The sequence below is a fragment of the Traorella massiliensis genome (assembly GCF_900104665.1).
GTDB classification, from domain to species: domain Bacteria; phylum Bacillota_I; class Bacilli_A; order Erysipelotrichales; family Erysipelotrichaceae; genus Traorella; species Traorella massiliensis.
Genome location: NZ_LT629967.1, coordinates 184,670 through 204,523, shown reverse-complemented (window position 1 = coordinate 204,523; position 19,854 = coordinate 184,670). Strand labels below are relative to the sequence as shown.

Annotated in this window: 18 protein-coding genes; 14 read left to right on the top strand and 4 right to left on the bottom strand. The window is 31.7% G+C overall.

Annotated features, from left to right (window positions below):
* Positions 1-21 precede the first annotated feature (21 nt).
* Positions 22-141, top strand: a complete 120-nt coding sequence (locus BQ5367_RS12980; RefSeq protein WP_083383132.1) for an IS3 family transposase — start codon at positions 22-24, stop codon at positions 139-141.
* A 453-nt stretch (positions 142-594) separates the two neighbouring features.
* Here the strand turns inward: BQ5367_RS12980 and BQ5367_RS02125 are convergent, their stop codons facing one another.
* Positions 595-1,779 carry an IS110 family RNA-guided transposase gene (locus BQ5367_RS02125; protein WP_071440703.1) on the bottom strand — a complete coding sequence of 395 codons (1,185 nt, stop codon included), beginning with the start codon at positions 1,777-1,779 and terminating at the stop codon, positions 595-597.
* Positions 1,780-2,080: 301 nt separating this feature from the next.
* Here BQ5367_RS02125 and BQ5367_RS02120 point away from each other — a divergent pair, with 301 nt between their 5' ends.
* From BQ5367_RS02120 to BQ5367_RS02065, 12 genes are all read left to right on the top strand, one after another.
* Positions 2,081-2,809 (top strand): sugar isomerase domain-containing protein, encoded by a 729-nt coding sequence (locus tag BQ5367_RS02120; protein ID WP_071440926.1) that lies wholly within the window; start codon positions 2,081-2,083, stop codon positions 2,807-2,809.
* 12 nt (positions 2,810-2,821) lie between these two features.
* The gene (locus BQ5367_RS02115) at positions 2,822-3,649 is read left to right on the top strand and encodes an IS1096 element passenger TnpR family protein (protein ID WP_071440925.1); all 828 of its coding nucleotides are present in this window, start codon (positions 2,822-2,824) and stop codon (positions 3,647-3,649) included.
* The gene (locus BQ5367_RS02110) at positions 3,639-4,658 is read left to right on the top strand and encodes a hypothetical protein (protein WP_071440924.1); all 1,020 of its coding nucleotides are present in this window, start codon (positions 3,639-3,641) and stop codon (positions 4,656-4,658) included. Before BQ5367_RS02115 ends, BQ5367_RS02110 begins: the two co-directional genes overlap by 11 nt.
* On the top strand, positions 4,658-4,888 hold the full coding sequence (locus BQ5367_RS02105) for a hypothetical protein (RefSeq protein WP_071440923.1): 231 nt from the start codon (positions 4,658-4,660) through the stop codon (positions 4,886-4,888). Before BQ5367_RS02110 ends, BQ5367_RS02105 begins: the two co-directional genes overlap by 1 nt.
* Positions 4,889-4,910: 22 nt before the next feature.
* Positions 4,911-5,558, top strand: a complete 648-nt coding sequence (locus BQ5367_RS02100) for an HAD family hydrolase (protein WP_071440922.1) — start codon at positions 4,911-4,913, stop codon at positions 5,556-5,558.
* Positions 5,559-5,938: 380 nt separating this feature from the next.
* The gene (locus BQ5367_RS02095; protein WP_071440921.1) at positions 5,939-6,385 is read left to right on the top strand and encodes a very short patch repair endonuclease; all 447 of its coding nucleotides are present in this window, start codon (positions 5,939-5,941) and stop codon (positions 6,383-6,385) included.
* Positions 6,386-6,674: 289 nt separating this feature from the next.
* Positions 6,675-6,980 carry a hypothetical protein gene (locus tag BQ5367_RS02090; protein ID WP_071440920.1) on the top strand — a complete coding sequence of 102 codons (306 nt, stop codon included), beginning with the start codon at positions 6,675-6,677 and terminating at the stop codon, positions 6,978-6,980.
* Positions 6,977-8,878 carry a BglG family transcription antiterminator gene (locus BQ5367_RS02085; protein ID WP_071440919.1) on the top strand — a complete coding sequence of 634 codons (1,902 nt, stop codon included), beginning with the start codon at positions 6,977-6,979 and terminating at the stop codon, positions 8,876-8,878. Before BQ5367_RS02090 ends, BQ5367_RS02085 begins: the two co-directional genes overlap by 4 nt.
* Positions 8,879-8,891: 13 nt before the next feature.
* Positions 8,892-9,356 (top strand): PTS sugar transporter subunit IIA, encoded by a 465-nt coding sequence (locus tag BQ5367_RS02080; protein ID WP_071440918.1) that lies wholly within the window; start codon positions 8,892-8,894, stop codon positions 9,354-9,356.
* The gene (locus BQ5367_RS02075) at positions 9,353-9,667 is read left to right on the top strand and encodes a PTS fructose transporter subunit IIB (RefSeq protein WP_071440917.1); all 315 of its coding nucleotides are present in this window, start codon (positions 9,353-9,355) and stop codon (positions 9,665-9,667) included. Before BQ5367_RS02080 ends, BQ5367_RS02075 begins: the two co-directional genes overlap by 4 nt.
* A gap of 1 nt (position 9,668) precedes the next feature.
* Positions 9,669-10,724, top strand: a complete 1,056-nt coding sequence (locus BQ5367_RS02070; RefSeq protein WP_071440916.1) for a PTS fructose transporter subunit IIC — start codon at positions 9,669-9,671, stop codon at positions 10,722-10,724.
* Positions 10,721-11,386 carry a bifunctional 4-hydroxy-2-oxoglutarate aldolase/2-dehydro-3-deoxy-phosphogluconate aldolase gene (locus BQ5367_RS02065; RefSeq protein ID WP_071440915.1) on the top strand — a complete coding sequence of 222 codons (666 nt, stop codon included), beginning with the start codon at positions 10,721-10,723 and terminating at the stop codon, positions 11,384-11,386. Before BQ5367_RS02070 ends, BQ5367_RS02065 begins: the two co-directional genes overlap by 4 nt.
* A gap of 54 nt (positions 11,387-11,440) precedes the next feature.
* Here BQ5367_RS02065 and BQ5367_RS02060 read toward each other — a convergent pair whose 3' ends face one another.
* The 3 genes from BQ5367_RS02060 to BQ5367_RS02050 all read right to left on the bottom strand — a co-directional run bounded on the left by BQ5367_RS02060 (position 11,441) and on the right by BQ5367_RS02050 (position 18,088).
* Positions 11,441-14,713 carry a UvrD-helicase domain-containing protein gene (locus BQ5367_RS02060; RefSeq protein ID WP_071440914.1) on the bottom strand — a complete coding sequence of 1,091 codons (3,273 nt, stop codon included), beginning with the start codon at positions 14,711-14,713 and terminating at the stop codon, positions 11,441-11,443.
* Positions 14,714-14,728: 15 nt separating this feature from the next.
* A complete protein-coding gene (locus tag BQ5367_RS02055) occupies positions 14,729-15,943 on the bottom strand; it encodes an ATP-binding protein (protein WP_071440913.1) in 1,215 nt (404 codons plus the stop codon).
* A gap of 168 nt (positions 15,944-16,111) precedes the next feature.
* Positions 16,112-18,088 carry a DUF4910 domain-containing protein gene (locus BQ5367_RS02050; RefSeq protein WP_071440912.1) on the bottom strand — a complete coding sequence of 659 codons (1,977 nt, stop codon included), beginning with the start codon at positions 18,086-18,088 and terminating at the stop codon, positions 16,112-16,114.
* Positions 18,089-18,235: 147 nt separating this feature from the next.
* Between BQ5367_RS02050 and BQ5367_RS02045 the strand changes: the two genes are divergently transcribed.
* A complete protein-coding gene (locus BQ5367_RS02045) occupies positions 18,236-19,837 on the top strand; it encodes a hypothetical protein (RefSeq protein ID WP_071440911.1) in 1,602 nt (533 codons plus the stop codon).
* Positions 19,838-19,854 lie beyond the last annotated feature (17 nt).

The window sequence follows — 19,854 nt, the reverse complement described above, 5'->3', positions numbered from 1 at the left end:
ATGATATAATTTTAATAATTGATGGAGGGAATAACTATGGAAGAATACATTCATTATTACAATGAAGAAAGAATCAATACAAAAAGAAAAGGTTTATCACCCCTACAATACAGGTATCAAACCTTATCTATGACAATTTAATTTTTTAGTCCAAATTTTAGGGTTCAGGACATTCTTTAACTGTTTAATAAAGAGATTGCTCTGATTTTAAACTTGCAGTAATGACAAGTTTGAGTAAAGGGTCATCACCGATAGATGAAGAAAGGGAAATACTTATCATTTCATAAATGTAATAAAGGATAATGTCTGCTTATGTTTTCTATAATCGTAGTATTTGATGCTGAATTATAATATATTTTGAGAAGTTATTTCGTTTTGCATGTGTATGCTAGAATACAAACAAATAAAAGTTTAAGGAGCTAACTATATAAAAATCAAGAGAATTAGATGAAAAAGTTTGAAAATATAAAATTTCTAGTTTTGTATGTTAGCTGGAGCTGTTCTTTGAAAAGTGAATAGTGATTTGTACTTTTTGGGCATGATGAAAACAACCTTGATGAAGGGAATTTCTAAAATTTGTTTGAAGTTAATTATTTATCTTAACAAATCAGGATTAAATGGCTGATTCGTAGTGACTAAATGATAGATAACTCTAAGCAGCTTTCTTACACAGTGTCCTTGAGCACAGCGATGTCCCTTGCCTTGAGAGATCTTAAGCTGATAGTATTCCTTGAATACAGGATTGCATCGAATAACTGTCAGTATGATCTGATACAAGGTCTTTCGAAGATACTTTGATCCTTTCTTGGCAATAGCTGTATGCTGTGCAGCAAACTGACTTGATTCGTAATGGTAAGGGGCCACCCCTGCAGCCTTTATGATTTTTCTTGCATTAGAATAGTTGCTTATATCTCCTAATTCCGCTAAAATAGAAGTACCAGAGAAATGAGAAATTCCTGGTATGGAGAGGATAGGAGAGTTTGTCTTGAGCGAGAACTCTTCTATTTTTTTATCTATTTCAGTAATTTGCTCATGGATCAATTCTATTTGATCGACCAGATGTCTGATCTGAATAACGTCTGCTGATGAAGGAATTCCAACAGAGGATTTTGCACGATCCTTAAGCATTTCAGGGGTTAAAGAAATACGTCTTCCTCTGCCTTTGTATTCAAAGCATCGACGAATCCTTCTTATATCAGCATTAGCGATAGCTTCAGCACTGCCAAAAGTTTTAAGCACCGCCATATATACACGGCTATATTTGGAATCAAACAGACTGTTGAATTCAGGGAATACAATATCAATACACCTTTGCAGGCGGTTTGAGTAGACATTGAGCTCTTCCTTCAGATTATGATGATGTCTGGTTAACTGTTTCTGTTCATAAAGATCGAAGCTGTTAACTTTCGTGATACGATACTGCTTTTTACGTTCTGGAGTATCCAGGACATCACAAATAGTCAAAGTGTCGAGCTTATCATTTTTGGTAATACCACCTTGCATTTTACGGGAAAAATCAGTGGTTGTAGGATTGATAAGAGCAACGGAGAAGTTTCTATCCAGAAGAAATCTCAACAAAGCAAAATGATAGTGTCCGGTATCTTCCATACCAATTAAGATAGATTTTTTAGAGTAAGGTTTAAGATTTTGAATAAGCAGATCAAAGCCATGTTTATCATTAGAGAAAGAAGCAGGGTGAACGATAAGTTCTCCGGTATCTTTATCCATGATACAAAAGAAGTGTTTATTCTTTCCAATGTCGATTCCAACTAATTTCATGATATAAAATCCTTTCTTTAAAATACGTGAAAATGGTATCCACAACACTTAAACCACAAAACCTGGTTCAAAATACGAATTCAAAGACTCATCTAACTCATCATTATTTAGGAATAAGGTGTGGTAAGAACCTCCTTAAAGTAGTCAAGCCACAAGGAATAATACAAATCCACATTCACATTATTCAATTTTACAGATTAACAAAACCGTAATCAACCACGGTTTAAAGGGTTGATAGAAAGGAAAAGTATACTGTAAATGACTATTAAATGAGTCATTTATAATATACCAGGGAATCACCATGATCGATAGGGTGTTTGAGTGTGGCTTTGAAGTATTAAAGAAAATTCAAAAAACACAAGTAAAGCAAATAGATGAAGCAGCGAAAATGATTGCTGAAGCTTTTATAAATGATCATACATTTTATGTTAGTGGAAGTGGTCATTCACATACAGTTGCGGAAGAGTTTTATGCAAGGGCAGGCGGATTAGCTTTTGTTGTTCCTATTCTAACAACAGAGCTGACATTGAATGAGCATCCTACCAAAAGCTCCTATCTTGAAAGACTTAGCGGATATGCCAAGATATTGGTGGATCTGTATAAAATCAGTGAAAATGATGTCGTACTGATAGCCTCTAATTCAGGACGGAATGCTTATCCTATCGAATTGGCATTAGAAGCAAAAGATAGAGGAGCTAAAGTGATAGCCATTACAAGTGTTCAACATTCCAATGCGACAGCTTCCAGACATTCTTCTGGGAAACATTTGCTTGATATCGCAGATATCGTGATTGATAACTGTGGAGTTTTAGGGGATAGTGCAATTCATTTGGAAGGGTTAGATAGTGCAATGTGTCCAACGTCATCAATGGCAAATGCCTTCATTGTACAGGCGATTTCTACGCAGTGTGCAGCTTATATCCTCAAAAAAGGTATAACACCACCAGTTTTTGTCAGTTTGAATTGTGAAGGTAGTGAAAATCTAAATCATGAATATTTTGAGAAATATACAAGAATTTATAAAAAATAAAGGAGAAAATTTATGATAGAAAAAATAATTGATACATATTTTGAAAATATTATTAATGAAAGTGAACAGTCAGGTTCAAAAGAATTAAAGGAAATAATTAAAATGGTAAAGCAGTTACCTGATGAAATTGCAATTGATTTTACACTTAGAAATTCTGTTATTGAAATTACGAACAGTTATTTGATACATCAGGCTGATGAAAAAGAAGTAGATAAATTGTTTACAAATTATTTGTATGAAAACTATCATTCAGTTATGAGACTTAGTGAAAAATATCTTTTTAAGGTTGAATTAAAAGGTTATGAGAAGAAATTAAATCGGTTAATTTCGATACCTTCTATGGCTTCTTTATCTGATTTAGGTATTAGTATCGTATTAGCTTTTCATGGTGATTTCTATCATTTGATGCAATTTACGATAGGCAGAAAAGTTTATGGAACCTTTTCAGAGAGTATTTTTGAAAATGATGATCGGGATGCCAGAGAATGGCACTTAAATGAGCTACATTTAAGAAAAAATAGTAAGATTCTTTTTGAGTATGATTTTGGTGAAGGGTATGAATTTACAGTAAAATATTTAGGAAAAGAAGAGGATGCCTCTTTATATCCTTATCCGTATGTGAAAGATGGTGAAGGATATGGTATTTGGGAAGACAATTATGGTGAATTGCAGTTATATTATGATGATCCCAATACATTGGTAGAAAATTATGAAGGAGAGATGATTCCTGTGAAAGACATGGTTGATTTTGATCAGGAAGAGTTTGATTCTGAAGAAATTAATGCTTATATAAGAGAATATTTTACAGAATGTAAAAGAAATTGTGACAATGAAGAATAAGAGAGAAGAAAAGATATTTTTTGAAAATGTAAAGAAAATTCGTGAATTTTTAGATAATATGGATTCAAAAAAGGCTTTAGAATTATTGATAAATGCACAGGTCTTTAAGGATTGGGAAGACTGTTATCAGACATTATGTGCAACACCTAGATATATGAATATCATCAATAAGCTTGTGAAACAAGATCTGGACATTCCTTATCTGACATTAAATGATTCGATGCATAAAAGAGATATTTTAGAAACAATATTTGAAAAAGTAATGAGTAGCATGGATATTCCTTTTAAACATTTTGAAATCATTCGTGATGCTTATCATAATAGAACCTATAATTATTTAAATTTATATGTCGATTATTATTTAACTTATCATTGTTGTAAAGACTGTATCTTAGATTTAATACATACCTGTGAATGTTTTTCTATTCAAAGATTGAATGATACGGTTTTTGATTTTGAAAATATGATTCATCATTATTTTATGTATGTGAAGCTTTGTAAATTAAAAAATGATGAAGATGAGAAACTATATATAAAGTTAAAAGCAGTTTTTTCTGATGTGGAAATGCCGCTTGTTTTCAGAGAAAAATCATTAGAAACGATAGATCTGACAGGACTTAACGCAGCTTTTAATGAAGTAAGGCCATGGAGCAATATTCTTTATGATACAAAAGAAAAAGAGTTTATATTTGCTGATATTGAAGATATAGATTTAGATGATTTGGAATGTGAGGAGAATGTAATCGGAATTAGTGATCATGATATCGATCATAGAGATATTCTTGAACGATTTATAAAACATGTAAATGTTGATGAAGATACATTTGAATTGCTTTATCATGCGTTTCATCAAAAAGGATCATTTAGAAGGTGTAAAGAATTGTTTAGAAAATTTGGTATATTAGATGACTATTATCAATATCAGGATAGAATGATCAAACTATGTGAAATTGGCTGGTGTATAAAAAATGGGTTTGATTTTAATGGTATCCATATAGAGGAATTATGATGGGAAAGAAAAGGAAGAAACAGAACATAATAGAAGATGTGTATGAAGAATGTGACGATGTATTTGCCTATATTGCTGGTCATACGGAAGGCGGTTTTCCTTATGGGGTAAGCTGGGAGGAAGCTGGGATTGATCCTGATTTGCCTTTTGATGAGAAAGTTATGTTATATTATGATATGAGTAATGATCAAAATGATATAGGTATAGATGAAGATGATTTGCCGTTTTAGGTAAAGCAAAGAGGGTGGTCTTATGATAGAAGCATTGTTGTTTGATATGGATGGTTTACTTTTAGATACAGAAAGAATGCAGGATAAGATATGGGATAAGGCAAAAGAGCATTTTCATTATGATTTTAATGAATCTTTTAAAAAAGAAATGAGAGGAATCAATATCCAGGCCAGTTTAAAAATATATGAGAAATATTTTGGCAAGAATTTTGATTATCAAACGGTGTTAAAATGGCGTAGAGAATATTTTATGGAAATGGCTAAAAATGAGGGCATACCGATTAAGAAAGGGGCTCTTGAATTATTACGATATGCAAGGCAAAAAGGTATTCACTGTGCTTTGGCGACCTCAACAGAAAGAAATCGATTCATGCAGTATATTCCTTATTTAGAAGAGAACATTTTTGATTTCTTTGATGTGATCGTTGATGGTTCAATGGTGCAACATTCGAAGCCTGATCCAGAAATCTTTTTATTGGCAGCAAATCAATTAGGTGTCGATATTAAAAATTGCATAATACTTGAAGATTCAATCAATGGCGTAAAAGCGGGGATTGCTTCAGGGGCAATGACAGTTATGATTCCTGATTTGATGCAGCCAACAGATGAAATTAAAGATAAGGTATATTGTATTTTAAATGATTTAAGTAAAGTGATTGATGTAATTTAGGAGTGTACGGATGTATACTTCTTTTTATAAAGTTTTAAGTATATTTAAAAGTTTGTCTCAGATCATGAATACTTTTAAATACATTTAAAACTTCCTTATTTTTTCAAAAAGTTTTAAATATACTTAAAAGTATTGGATAACAAGGGAAAGGATGATAAAATATTTATAGCTATATTGTTGACATTTAAGAGAATCATACAGGAAAAATATACTTGGAAATTTGAGAATATATAACACACATAATATTGTAAAAGTATGTGTAAGCAAGAAATGAGAAGTAAGAGAATCTGCGACATATGATTATTTCCATTTTATTTTAGATACATAATTTGATATAAAAGAAAATATGCGTTAAAATTAATTATTATATGGTGAAGGAAATGACTGATAAATTAACAAAGCAGAAAAGATCAGAAAATATGTCTAAAATACATGGAAAAGATACATCTTTAGAAATTAAGGTTAGGAAATATCTTTATCATCATGGCTTTAGATATAGAAAAAATGTTTCCGATTTACCAGGCAGGCCAGATATTCTCATTTCAAAGTATAGAACAGTTATTTTTGTGAATGGATGTTTTTGGCATCATCATCACGGATGCAAATTAGCCACAATACCCAAAAGCAATACAAAATACTGGAAAGATAAAATTGATAAAAATGTAAAACGGGATATTAGAAACATTCAGTTATTGGAACAAATGGAATATCATGTTATTATTGTATGGGAATGTGAAATAAAAGAATGTTTTGAGCTTAGGATGGAGAATTTGATTAGTGAAATCAAAGAATATGAATTGTTTATCAAACATGATATTTTGGATTAGAAGTGACTTATTGTTCGAATAAAAACTCAGGAGAATGATTAATTCGAATTAAAGATGGATGTATAAGCACTATATAAACAGGCAGGGAATTTAGTTTGCGTAGAGGTAACAGAAAATAATAAGTATTTAGTTAATGATCAAAGTTTAAAGAATCAAATTTATCATATACCGGAATAAATAAGTGTTACACACAAACACTTATTTTCTTTTATTTAAAAATATGTCATTAATTGACAGAAATAAAAAAATACAAAAATCATTATTCAAATATAATGAAATTGGAGGAAGTATGAAAGATTATATTAAGTTATTCACAATTAAAAGTGATGAGAGAAAAAGACTCATAATATATGAAAACACATATATGAATTATTTTATTGGTCTATTTGCAATTTTATCACTTTTATTATGCGTATTTAATAAGGTAATGTTCGCATTAATCGTCTTCTTCGTGTTTCTTGTAATATCTATTCTGAAAATTCTTAAATTTCATCAGATTTTAAGAAAATATCATCGATATCAATATCGTATCGAAGGATCAAAATATTCTTTTTCAAATGCACGTCACTTCATCGTGGAGGAGCAGAGCTTATGAAACAAAGAGAAAAAGATATCCTCAATTATTTAATTACACATCGACATCTTATTTCTAAAAAAGAATTAGCAGATCATCATCAAGTGTCTGTATCAACGATTCGAGATGAAATGAAAAATTTAAATAAATTTTTAAAAATTTATGATGTAAAGATAACAAGTGTACGAGGAAGTGGGGTAAAAATAGAGGGAAGCGATGAAAATATACATGAGGTATTGGATAAGATAAATACGAATAAACAGAGTCACTTAGATAGATGTTACTATATCGCATATTATTTATTAACACATAAAGGAAGTTATATAAAAGTAAGTGAATTGGCAGAACAATTTTACTTAAGCCAGTCAGCTATTCGAAATGATTTAGATCGATTGAATAAGTTATTGAAAAATGAAAAAGTCGTTTTAGAGTTTCATAAAGGTAAAGGAGTTCAATTAGTAGGAGAAGAAAAAGAGTTAAGGAATTTCTTGTCAAAAATACTTGCAATTCAAGCAGATATCTTAGATCCCTATGGTTTTAAATCATCATATAAAACCATTCAGGAAAGAATTATTTCAATATGTCAATTAGATATTGAGCCTATCCATCGTTATTTAAGAAACACATTAAGAAGAATGGGTTTAAGTTTAAGTGATAATTCGTTTAATACATTATTACTTCATATAGCGATTTCAATTATTCGAATAAGACAGGGAAATATATTGAAAAATGATGATCAGTTAGTGATCAGCTTTGAATCGATTTATCAACAGATTATACATTTGTGTAATAAGTTAGAAAAGACTTATGGTACTCATTTTTCAAAAAGTGAAAGACATTTAATTTATCAATATTTGATTACTTCAAATGATGTATTAAGCGGACAAGAAATTTATGAAGATAAAAATATTCGTAATACATGTCAATTACTTGCGAAAGAAATTGTTCAAATTGTTGAAGATACACGAAATATTCAGATTGATGATGAAAGTATTGTGGATAATTTAGTAGTTCATTTAATTCCATTAACCAATAGAATTGCAAATTCAGTAACCTTAAAAAATCCATTATTGAATCAGATTAAACAAGAATATCCAGATGCTTATGGTATTTCATGGATGTGTAACAGCTTATTTAAAAAATATTTTGGTCAAATGCTTCAAGAAGATGAATTGGCATATCTTGCTATACATATAGAAGCTATGATCGAACAGGAAAAAACATTAATAAGAACCATTATTGTATGTTCACAAGGAGTTGGCATATCACAGCTATTAGCCTCTAAAATTCAAAAGGCGTTTAATGAGATAAAAATTATTGATGTAATTGCAGAAAATTGTATTGATAAATATAAGTCTGATAAAATCGATCTTTGTATTTCGACATTTCCTGTAGAAACCAATATAAATCGTATTATTGTAAATCCTTTGCTTTATCAGCAAGATTATAAGAAGATACAAAGTTTCATTGATCGTTATTCATTAGACAAAATCAAACTCTTTAAAAAGATTCATTTGGAAACAATTCTTCATTGTGATTTAAATAAAGCAAGTGATGTCATTCATTATGTTTCTGAAATATTATCGTCTAAAGGATATGTGGAATCCAATTATGGAGAGGATGTCATAGAGCGAGAGGAAAAATGTTCAACGGCGATTGGTTGTAAGATTGCGATACCTCATGGTTATTTGGAAAGCATAAAAAAGTCGGCTTTATGTGTTGTCACTCTTAATCAAGATATTTTATGGGGACAAGATGAAGTAGATTTATTGATTTTCTTAGCTGTTAGCAGAGAAGATGTCAAAACCGTAAATTTAAAATTGCGACAATTATACCAATTACTTTATCAACAAGAAATACATGATCAAATATTGCAGGCAAAAACAAAAAAAGAGATAGAAGAGATATTGGATATATAGGAGATTTGTAGCTATGAAAATAGAAGAAGTACTTAATGAGAATAGTATCCATTTAGATAAAGATCTAACAAGTAAAAAAGAAGTTTTTGATTATTTGTGTTCTTCCCTTTATCAAAATGGGATGATATCAGATAAAAATGCTTTTCAGGAAAAGGTATATGATCGCGAGGCTTTGTCTGTTACAGGACTCATTGATGGGGTTGCGATTCCCCATGGAGTAAGTGATGCGGTGAATCAACCAAGTGTTGCCTTTGTAAGAACAAAAAAAGAGATTGAATGGGAATCTATTGATGGAAAGAAAATTAAATATATATTTCTGTTAGCTATTCCTAATAATACAAAGGATGATGTACATATAAAAATGCTTTCTGAATTAGCGAGATCTTTGATGGATCAAAACGTGATTTCAAAATTAGAGTATGTAGAAACAGCAGATGAACTGTTGAATCTATTAAAGAAAGGAGGTAGCCAGTCATGAAGATTGTTGCTGTGACGGCTTGTACAGTAGGGGTGGCACATACATATATTGCCAAAGATCGTTTAGTACAAGCTGCTGAAAAAAGAGGGCATCAAATCAGCGTGGAAACACAAGGAACAATCGGTTGTGAAAGCATCTTGACAGAAGATGAAATCAAAGAAGCGGATATTGTCATCTTTGCTGCTGATGTTGCTGTAACAAATGAGGAAAGATTTAAAGATAAACCGATTGTTAGAGTCAAGTCAGAAGTTGCTATTAAGCAGCCTGAAAAACTTTTAGAGAAAATTGAAGCTAAATTAAAGGAGAAATAGTATGAAATTGAAAGATGTTTATAAACACATATTAACCGGTGTTGGTTATATGATTCCGGTTATCTGTCTGGGTGGTATTTTGCAATCTTTTGGTACAATGCTTGGTGGTGCAACTGTAACAAGTAATACCGAGACATTTGCTTATATGTTATATAATGGCGGATCATTGGCCATGTCAATGGTTGTTCCTACATTAGCCGCTTATACAGCTTATTCTATTTGTGACCGGCCGGGAATTGCTCCAGGATTTGTTGTAGGATTATTATCCGTGAATAAGAATATTGGCTTTATTGGTGGTATCATCGGTGGTCTTTTAGTGGGTTACTTTATTCAGTTTGTAAAGGAAAAATTACCGCTTCCTGCAAGTTTGAAATCTTTACTGCCATTATTAATACTTCCGATTTTTGGAGGATTATTCTCAGTATTGCTGATGAATTATGTGTTAGGTCCGATTCTAGGTGGATTACAACAAGTTTTAATTGATCTCTTTACTTCTATGACATCAGGATCAAAAGTATTGTTTGGTATTGTTTTAGGTGTGCTGATGGGGGTTGACTTAGGAGGCCCGGTAACAAAAGCAGGAACGACAGTAGCAAATGGACTTGTTGCTGATGGTATCATTGGTCCAGAAGGTGCTAAAGTATGTATTGGCTGTGTAGCCCCTATTGCTTTAGGAATCCATGCTTTGATCGAAAAGAAGAAATACACTGAAGAAGAAAGAGAACAAGCAGTTTCAGCCATCATCCTTGGTTCTGCTCAAGTAGGAGAAGGGGGGTTGCCATTTCTAATTCGTGATCCATTACATGTTATGCCAGCAACAATTGTGGGTAGTGCTGTAACAGGAGCTATCGCCATGTATTTTGATGTCGGATCATCGGTAATGATGGGTGGTTTCTTCGCGTTTCCAGTTATGGAAAATGTATGGCCAGGAGCATTTTTAGCTATTGGTGTAGGTGTTATCGTAACAATGGTCGTTCTTCATTTTACTAAGAAAGAAGCCAAAGAAGGAAATCCTTTTGAAGATAGTGATGATGATTTCGAGGTAAATATCGAATGACAAACATTGAAAAAGTTGAACAAGATTTACTTTTATCAAAACTGATGTGTATTTTTCGAGTGAATGAGATTGAAGTTCAAACAATCGTAGAGGCATCAAAAGCTTGCGTTGAAAATGGTGCTAAGTTTATAGAAATCACCTATAATCATCAGGAATATGAAGATAAAACCTTCGAAGTGATTCAAAGTGTGAAAGAAGCCGTAGGTCAAGATATCTATGTTGGTTGTGGTACCGTTTTAACGATTGAAGAAGCAAAAAAAGCTATATCAGCACGAAGTGATTTTATCGTTTCCCCTATTTTAAGTTTAGAGGTCTTGAAATATGCTCATGAACATGATGTGTTTTATATGCCTGGTGTCATGAGTGCAACAGAAGCTTATGAAGCCTATCGAAATCATGCACATATCGTAAAGCTATTTCCAACGGGTGAATTAGGTCTTGATTATGGTAAAGCATTGATGAAACCTCTAGGATTTATTCAATATTTTGCTGTTGGAAAAATGACTCCTGCTTTTTATGAAGAGTGCTTAAGTGCAGGATTTGTTGGTGCGGGAGTTAGCAGTAGTATTAATTCACGTGAAATCCTAGAGAGTAAAAACTATGAATTGATTGGAAATAAAATTAAAGAATATGTAAGGATAGCAAACAAATATAATAAATAGTATAGAAAAACTCTATTAAGGGACCTTTCTTAATAGAGTTTTTTTTATCGCTTCTTATCTATTTTCCAAAATCTTTAATAATCCCTGAAGCTTACGAGCAGTAAGTGTTTCATCATAATGCATTCCTTCATAGGTGGGATGTAATACAGGATAGAGTGAATGCTTTGTTTTAAGGATATAATGACGATCGATGAGCCATTCTATGATCGTGATCACATCTTCTCTTTCGATTGTCTTAAGCTTGCCATATTCATTGATTTCATTTAGCTTCGCATTTTTAACTTTCTTGCTGTTAGCACCTCGAAGTACATCCGCAAGAACATTAATGCCATAATAGTGATGAATGCTGATATTTGATAAGGCTTGTAAAATAGTATAGACAATCTCATTTAAATCATTTCCTTGATATAATACAGACTGGATATCCGCTTTTTTTATTTCTGTTACAGATTCTTTTTTCTTAGATATATTTTCTTGAGAAATGATTTTTATAGGCTCTTTCTTTTCTTCAGTAACTGACTTAGATGAGGTAGAATCTGAAGAAAAATTCATCATGCTGTAATACTGTTCTTTCCAAATAACTCGTTTACATCCGCTGCCATCGGATTTATAGTTGGTGCATCCTAAGAAATAATTGCCATCTTTTGCTGGCTTTACCACAAGATAGCCATCATGACACCAGTCACATTTTAAGATTGAAAGTTTACCGGCTTTATACTCATTGGTCATAAATCCACAAATTTCCGGTTCATTGGTACAGATATACAATCTTAGACCATAAGAATTTTTATAACGATATTGCAGAGGATAGCCACAGATAGGACATACTTTTTTAGCGGTGTTATTTGGCTGATAGTCTTCATTCCAGTTGCCACGAAGAGATACATTTTTATATTCACGTTTGATCTCAAGTAAAAATTCTGAAGGGTTTTGTTCAGGAGCTATAAAATATACTCGATTCTTAGTACGTGTCATGGCGACATAAAATAAACGTCTTTCCTCAGCATAATCAATAGAACGATCTCCTTTGATAACAAAGGATAAAACCGGATCATCTTCAATTTTTGATGGAAAGCCATAGGTTTCATTCTTTCCATTAACGACAATTACATTGTCATATCCTAGTCCCTTTGATGCATGAGCCGTTAAGAAAGTAATGTTCATTTTAGGGAATCTTACGCTTTTCAGCTGACTTTTATATTGTGTAAATTCAAATAATCCGGACTTTTCTAAACGATCGGCATCAAAACCAAAACGTCCTATGAGAAGAATGGAAGAATCTTCCTCCTTTTCTTCTTGCTCATTATAAATCTGAATCTGTTCAAGAGCTGTTTCCACAGCATGAGCAATCGCATAATTAACACCACTACGATTATCACCATGAGCTTTTTTAGGGGTAGCATCATAGGTATAAATGATAACAGGATCCGTAATATTTTTAGGTGATATCAAGGTTTTAGAAATTTGAGAAGTATTTTTCTGGATGAAGTTACCTGCAATATCAATCACTTCCTGTGAATTACGATAGGTTTTTACGATCTTCAATAATTTCGCATATCCCATTTTTTCCGCAAATTGGGTAAATAGCGTAATATCAGAACCGCTAAAAGCATAGATTGACTGCCAATCATCCCCTACAGCCATGATTTTCGCATCACAGACTTCAGATAAAGCTTTTACTAGATCAAAACGCTGTCGAGAAATATCCTGATATTCATCAACAATGATATATTTGTAATCAAGTTTCTGTTTCATTTCTTTGACCTGTCGTAAAAGTTTCGCAGAATCATTGATCATATCTTGGAAATCAACAGCATGACTTTCTTTAAGCTGCCGTTCATATTCTAAGTAACAGTCATGTGTAATATTTAAAAAGAGTCGTGTACGTACATTCAGTGTAGAATGAAACATACGATTAAAATCATCTTCATTATACCCATTTGTTTTAAAATTCGTGATAAATCTACAAATTAGAGTAAGTAATCGGCGAATATATCGATTCTCTTCAGAAGATATGAGTTTTTCCATCACTTCTTTGTTCGAACGAGGACGCAGTTCAAATCCCTGTTTTTCTAATTCATCCTGTAAGTGTTTAAGTAATGGCTGATGATCATTATATTCGGAGAATGTGTAAATTAAAGGGGTCTTATGTCTTTTATGAAGTATAATTTTATCATTGATGGCTTTTTTATAGGCTTTTAATTCATCATCACTAAAACGATTGTTTTTACCGTTTTCAGAAACACCAAAATGTTCAAGATAAGCATATTTATTACCTTGCCATATCTTAAAGTCAGGTGTATAAGGTTTTCTGGCATGTGGGATATCATATTTATAAATAGGTTCATATTCATAATCAATATGATTTAAATATAAGAAATTGGCAATTTCAACTTCCTGGTGAGAACGCAAGATTTCATTTTGAATCGTTACCATTTTCTTTGAACGAATATCCATGACCTGTTTTTTATATTCATTTAAATCACTGCGCATCGTAGAAAAATTTGATTTTGCGATCTTATTGAAAAAATTACTTAGATCATTCTCATCCATTGGTGCATCAAAATAAGATGAAAAGAACAATATGAGATGATTAACAAGTGTTTCATTAGTAAGGATAGCATCTTTAAAATAATCCTGAAGAATGAAATAAAGCTTTGAAGAATCTACGATATTTAATTTTTCAGGTGTATGTTTTCTTAAGATGGCATTTCCAGCTGAATGGAAGGTTGAAATTGGACAGTCGATAGCGAGATCTTTATTAATTTTATCTGCTAATTCCTGAACGGCTTTATTTGTAAAAGAGACAACAAGTATTTCAGAGGGATCAATACCCCTTTTCTCTACAAGATATCTTACCTTAGCAGCAACAGTTGTTGTTTTACCGGCTCCTGCTCCTGCAATTACTAGACAATAATCCTCATCTGTTAGTACGACACGTCGCTGATCTTCATCCAATACAATTTTTGGATCCGATTCGAGAAGAATACGATCAAGATATTCTTTTTCATCTTTCATTGTTTTTTGAATGAAATTCTCATTATGCTCATCAATCAGTGATTCATAGTTTTGGTATTCATCTAAAGCTGTTTCAATTTCTTTAAAATCAAGATCATTTTTCTGACAGAAAATATCTAACATATCACTATTCTTTAATACAAGAAAAAATTGAATGACCTGATCGTTGGCTTCTAATTTTTCTTTAAAACAGCTTTTTGCTATATATTGGTTTTTAGAAAGCAAATGATCCATAAAATGCTTTAAGTCTAAAAGCTGTGGTATCTCAGTAATGTTATTTTTAGTTGTCTGTCTTTCGTTTGTTTCCATAATCAAACCCTCTTGCTAATCCCATTCATCAGCCAATAAAAAATCACGAATATTTCGATGTTTAATACCGTTTTGACTCATGTCATATTCATCTAGAGAAATGACATATTTTGGATAATTATCACGAATCGAATAATAAATATCAAATTCTCTATGAATCGTTTCCTCATTAGCTAAAAGATATGCTACTTGCAAATATAGTTTTTTTCCTTGTTTTTCACAAACAAAATCAATTTCTTTATCAGCTATTTTCCCAACAGTCACTTTGTAGCCTCTACGTAATAACTCTATATAAACAATATTTTCTAATACTAATTGAATATCTTTCATATTTGATCCATATACCGCTTCTCGAATGCCATGATCAGCAATATAATATTTTTCATTTACTGTAAGAATCTTTTTTCCTTGAAGATCCTGCCTCTTTACTTGATAAAATAAAAATGCATCTGTACAAGCTTTGATATAATTAAGAATGGTTTCTGTTGAAACATTTCTTCCTTCACTTTTTAAATATTTAGAAATAGAAGTAGAAGAAAAAGTAGAACCAATATGTGATGTGATAAAAGCAATAAGTCTTTCTAACATATCTGTATCACGGATATTATTACGTTTGATGATATCTTTTAATTCAACAGAATTAAATAAATCTGTTAAGTATTGTTGACAGGCCTCCTTATTAAAACTTAGATTTGCAAGATAAGGCATTCCACCGATGATGAGATATTGATTAAAACATTTACGTGTATCCGTTTGAGGATAAACACTCCGATATAAGTCAATAAATTCTTGAAAGGAAAAAGGATAAATAATAAACTCAACATATCTTCCTGCCAAATAAGTGGCCAGTTCACCAGAAAGTAATTTAGCGTTCGAACCTGTAATATAAATATCACAATCTATTTCTACTCTTAGAGAATTAATACATTTTTCCCAATCTAAAACTTCTTGTATTTCATCAAGAAACAAATAAACTTTACCATTTATTTCAGAGGATTGATGAATAATATGATCATGAAGGGCATTGGCATTACATAGATGATGAAAACTCATATTTTCAAAATTAATAGATATAAATTGATGAGAATCTACTCCGGATGAAATAAGTTCTTCTTTGATCAAATGAAGCATAACAGATTTCCCGCTACGGCGAATACCGGTAAAAACCTTAATTAAGTCGCTGCCAATAAAAGGACGAATCCGACTCATATATGATTCTCTTTTAATCATTATCATCACACCCTTTAACTTATTATGATTTTATCACAGTTATACTTTATATTCAATCATATTAAAAATTTTTATAAGTTATAGTTTATGAAAATTATATAATAGTTTCATTTGTTTGAAAAAACTAATAAAAACTCGAAACTTGAATGGTTCCGAGCTAGTATATATCTAAACTTCTTTTGCTAAATCAAGATCGATTAACAATGACACAAAATCAAGGATATATGGATCATTACGTATTCCTGTTTGAACGTAAATCGCATCACTGGCAGTTTTCAAACTAGTTTTACCATCCATAAAATAAGGAATGAGCGATTCAAGATTGTGAGCACTCATGAAAGAAATATCTTTATGAGCCTCTTTGAAGGTTTTTAAAATAGGCTCATATTTTTTATCTTTCGCAATATAGTCCTCCAAATCACGAATTGGACCTATGAATAAACGTTGAACTTTACGATTTAACTGCTTATCATAAAGACGAGTCTTTATGGCGTCAGGATGTTCACAAACAAAACGTTCTAAGACAGGTTTTGCCAATTGAGATAAGTAAGTTTCTTCTTTCAGGGCTATCTCTTTATTTAAATTGAATCGGCAAACATCAAAAGATGATTTTTGATAGCTTTCCGCAATATAAGTAAGTTTTAAATAGGTATCGGATGCCTTTTCATGATTTACATATGCCTGATTCAATATTTTTGAAAGATCATCCATCATCATGACCTCATGACGATGAAGCGTCAAAGCAGCATCTGCTTCATTTAAAGTAGCTAATGTATAAACATAACTGGCAGCAAAACTTGTAGAAAACGCTAAAACGAGAGGATCGATACATTCTAACGTATCACTGCTTGTATGATAATATTTATCAGGCCATTGACCAACCATAACACAAGGTGCATCAATGGTTGGATCACATAAGATCGTGTGATCACTGCCACCAGAATAAGAAGCTATACGGCTATTTACGAGGCTTGTGTATTCACCCTCAGCTAAGTCAGGTACTTGCTTCTTCACTTCTTCTAAGATTAAATCAGAAAGAGCGTTGACTAAACTATGATTTGCATAGGGGGTACGTGTAATCGTAATCGGACCATAACTGCCATTTTGCCGTCCACCGATCATATCTAAATTGATACCGGCTTTGATCTTTGAATAATCATGGATGGTCGATAGATAACAATGAGTACCCGTAAATTCAGGAACCAGGATCAATCGAATTCCTCTTTTTAATGGCGATAGTTTCTTCTCATCTAATAACTTCTTCAATACGGTCATCACTTCTATACCGCCACTAACCCCAGAAGCATTATCATTCACACTGGTATTTGGATGACACAGATGAGCCGTCATTAAAATTTCATCGTTACTTTCGCCAGGTAAAAAAGCTTCTACGACTTCTACTTTGCCATCATATAAGGACGAATCGATGTAACAGGTCACCTGTGGATATAAAGGTTTAGAAGGATCAAGATGATGCTCTTCTTTCATTTTTAAACATAAAGCTCTTAACTCATCACCTAAACGTGGTGATAAGACAAAACCAAAGGTATGTGGTTCATCTTCTCGATGATTCCACCAGAAAGAAGTATAATTAAATGTATCAAAAGCTTCATAGCGGTGGCGGACACCTTCGACCTCACGCATAAAATCAGTAATGATTCCAACAGCACCATATTTCTTAATGGCACTTTCTACATAAGGAGCCGGCATCTCATGAATAAAAATGATCTTTCCTTTTAAATCTAATGAAGCCAAATATTCATCGTCATTTTTCTCAACTAATACGACATCTAATGGCTGTTGACGATAATCGCAAGGGTAGCTTTTTTGAATGATAGAACATTTTTCCTCACTAAAATCACAGAAACGTTTGATATGTTCACCTAATAAATCCAAATAAGCCTCTTTACAATCCCATTCCTGAAACATTTTTTGTTCCAGATACCATTGATCTGCTCTGGCATCAAATTCTAAAATGCGGCTTTCAATACCTCTATTTTGAAGCATTTCTAAAGCATGGTAGGCCGCTTTTCTAAAACCTGTGGAAGCCTGGATACGATGATAAGAAGAAATTTCTTTTACTCCCTGATAGAGCCTTTTCTGACTAACATTGTTTTTAATGAATGTTACATTTTCATAAAACATAAGATCACCTCACTAATGATAATATTATATCTGGAATGAAAGTAATTTACAATAAAATGAAAAAAATTACATAGAAATATCGTTTAATTAAACATAAATAATGTTATATTTTATTATAAACTATGATTGTAAATAAAGGAGATTATGATGGAAACAAAAGAATATCTAACACAAGTAGAAAATATTCTCAATCAAATGAATGAACAACAGTTAAAAGAATGGATCTATGCACAGGCAAGGATTGGTAAACTTCAAAATAGAAAAGCCTTTATTTCTAGTCTGGCAGGCAAAGAAATAAAAAGTAGTCTAAATTATGATGAAATCATGGAGTGGTGTAGAAAAATTGATGATGAAGAAATATATTTTGAAGCAGAAGAATATGAATATTATCCTGAAGGAGGATGGGAGAGTGATTATGAAGTTATCTATAAAGATCCTTTTAAAATAGGGAATATGATTGATAATATATTTGATCTTGGTTTTTCAATGATGATGTGTAAAAAATATGAGCATGCATTTCGATTGTTTGAATGCATACTGAATCATCATTTCCGTGTTTATCATGATGAATTTGGTTATGATGATGCATTAACAATAGTTGATTTAGATAAAGAAGATTTAATTAAAATAGATATGAGAATATTTAAGCTAACTTATCTTTATCTTTTAATTCAATCAAATCATGGCCAAGACCTATTTACAAAAATATATCATTGTTTCTTACAGCCGGATTTTGATGATATTAAGATAAATGATGTGATATGTTATGGGCCTGAGAAAATAGATAATGAAAATGAATTTATACAGAACTGGTATAACTTTCTTCTAAACAAGACAGAAAAAAGAGCAGCAGAATTGCTCATTGATGCCTGTATATATCTAAAAGATGAAGATTATCTTTTAGAAACAGCTCAAAAATCAAAAGATTTGTCAGGTTATCTTTATCAGGAATATTGCAATAGAAAATATTCGAATAAAGAATATCTACAATGTATAGAAGCCGCAAAAAAAGCTATCAAACAAATAGAAAAAAAGGAAAAGATACGTAGCATTATTTGTGATACTGCCTATCAGGCAGCAGCCATTCTTCACGATGATAAAGATATGAAATACTTTTCTTTAAAGGCATTTATTTCAGAGCCAACAGGGTATCGTTTAATGCAATTATATCAATCTTCCGATACTTCTATCCTTGAAACTGCCTTATCTGAAATAAAAACAAATAACAATCTTAGTAAAGATGATCAGCTTCTTTATATGTTCATGTTAAAAGAGATAGATCCTGCACTTGAAAAATGTAAAGAAGATCATTATTATCTCGGCTGGCGAAATAATCTTAAAGGGATCATACTACCGTTACTGCTTCTGCTTTTGAAAAAACACTCATCACATAAAACAAAAGCAGAGCAAACCTTAATGAATGAAATAAAAGGACGACTCAATTGTGGAAATGATCAAATGTTTGAAGAAGCATTTCCAAAGATGAAAGAACATATTCAAATCGATGATGAAAAAAGAAAAGAACTTATGATGTGGATTTTTGAAGAGATCGAGAGAAGATGTGAAAGTATTTTAACTGGAAATTACCGTAACAGTTATTATAAACCGGCTGTTTTAATAATCGTGTTATCTCATATTTTATATGAACAGGGTGATACGGCAAGTGATGATTATCTCATTCATCAATATAAAGAACAGTATTCAAGAAGAAGAGCTTTTATTAGTGAATTAAATTCTTATAAAATATAATTTTAAAAGATGATTGT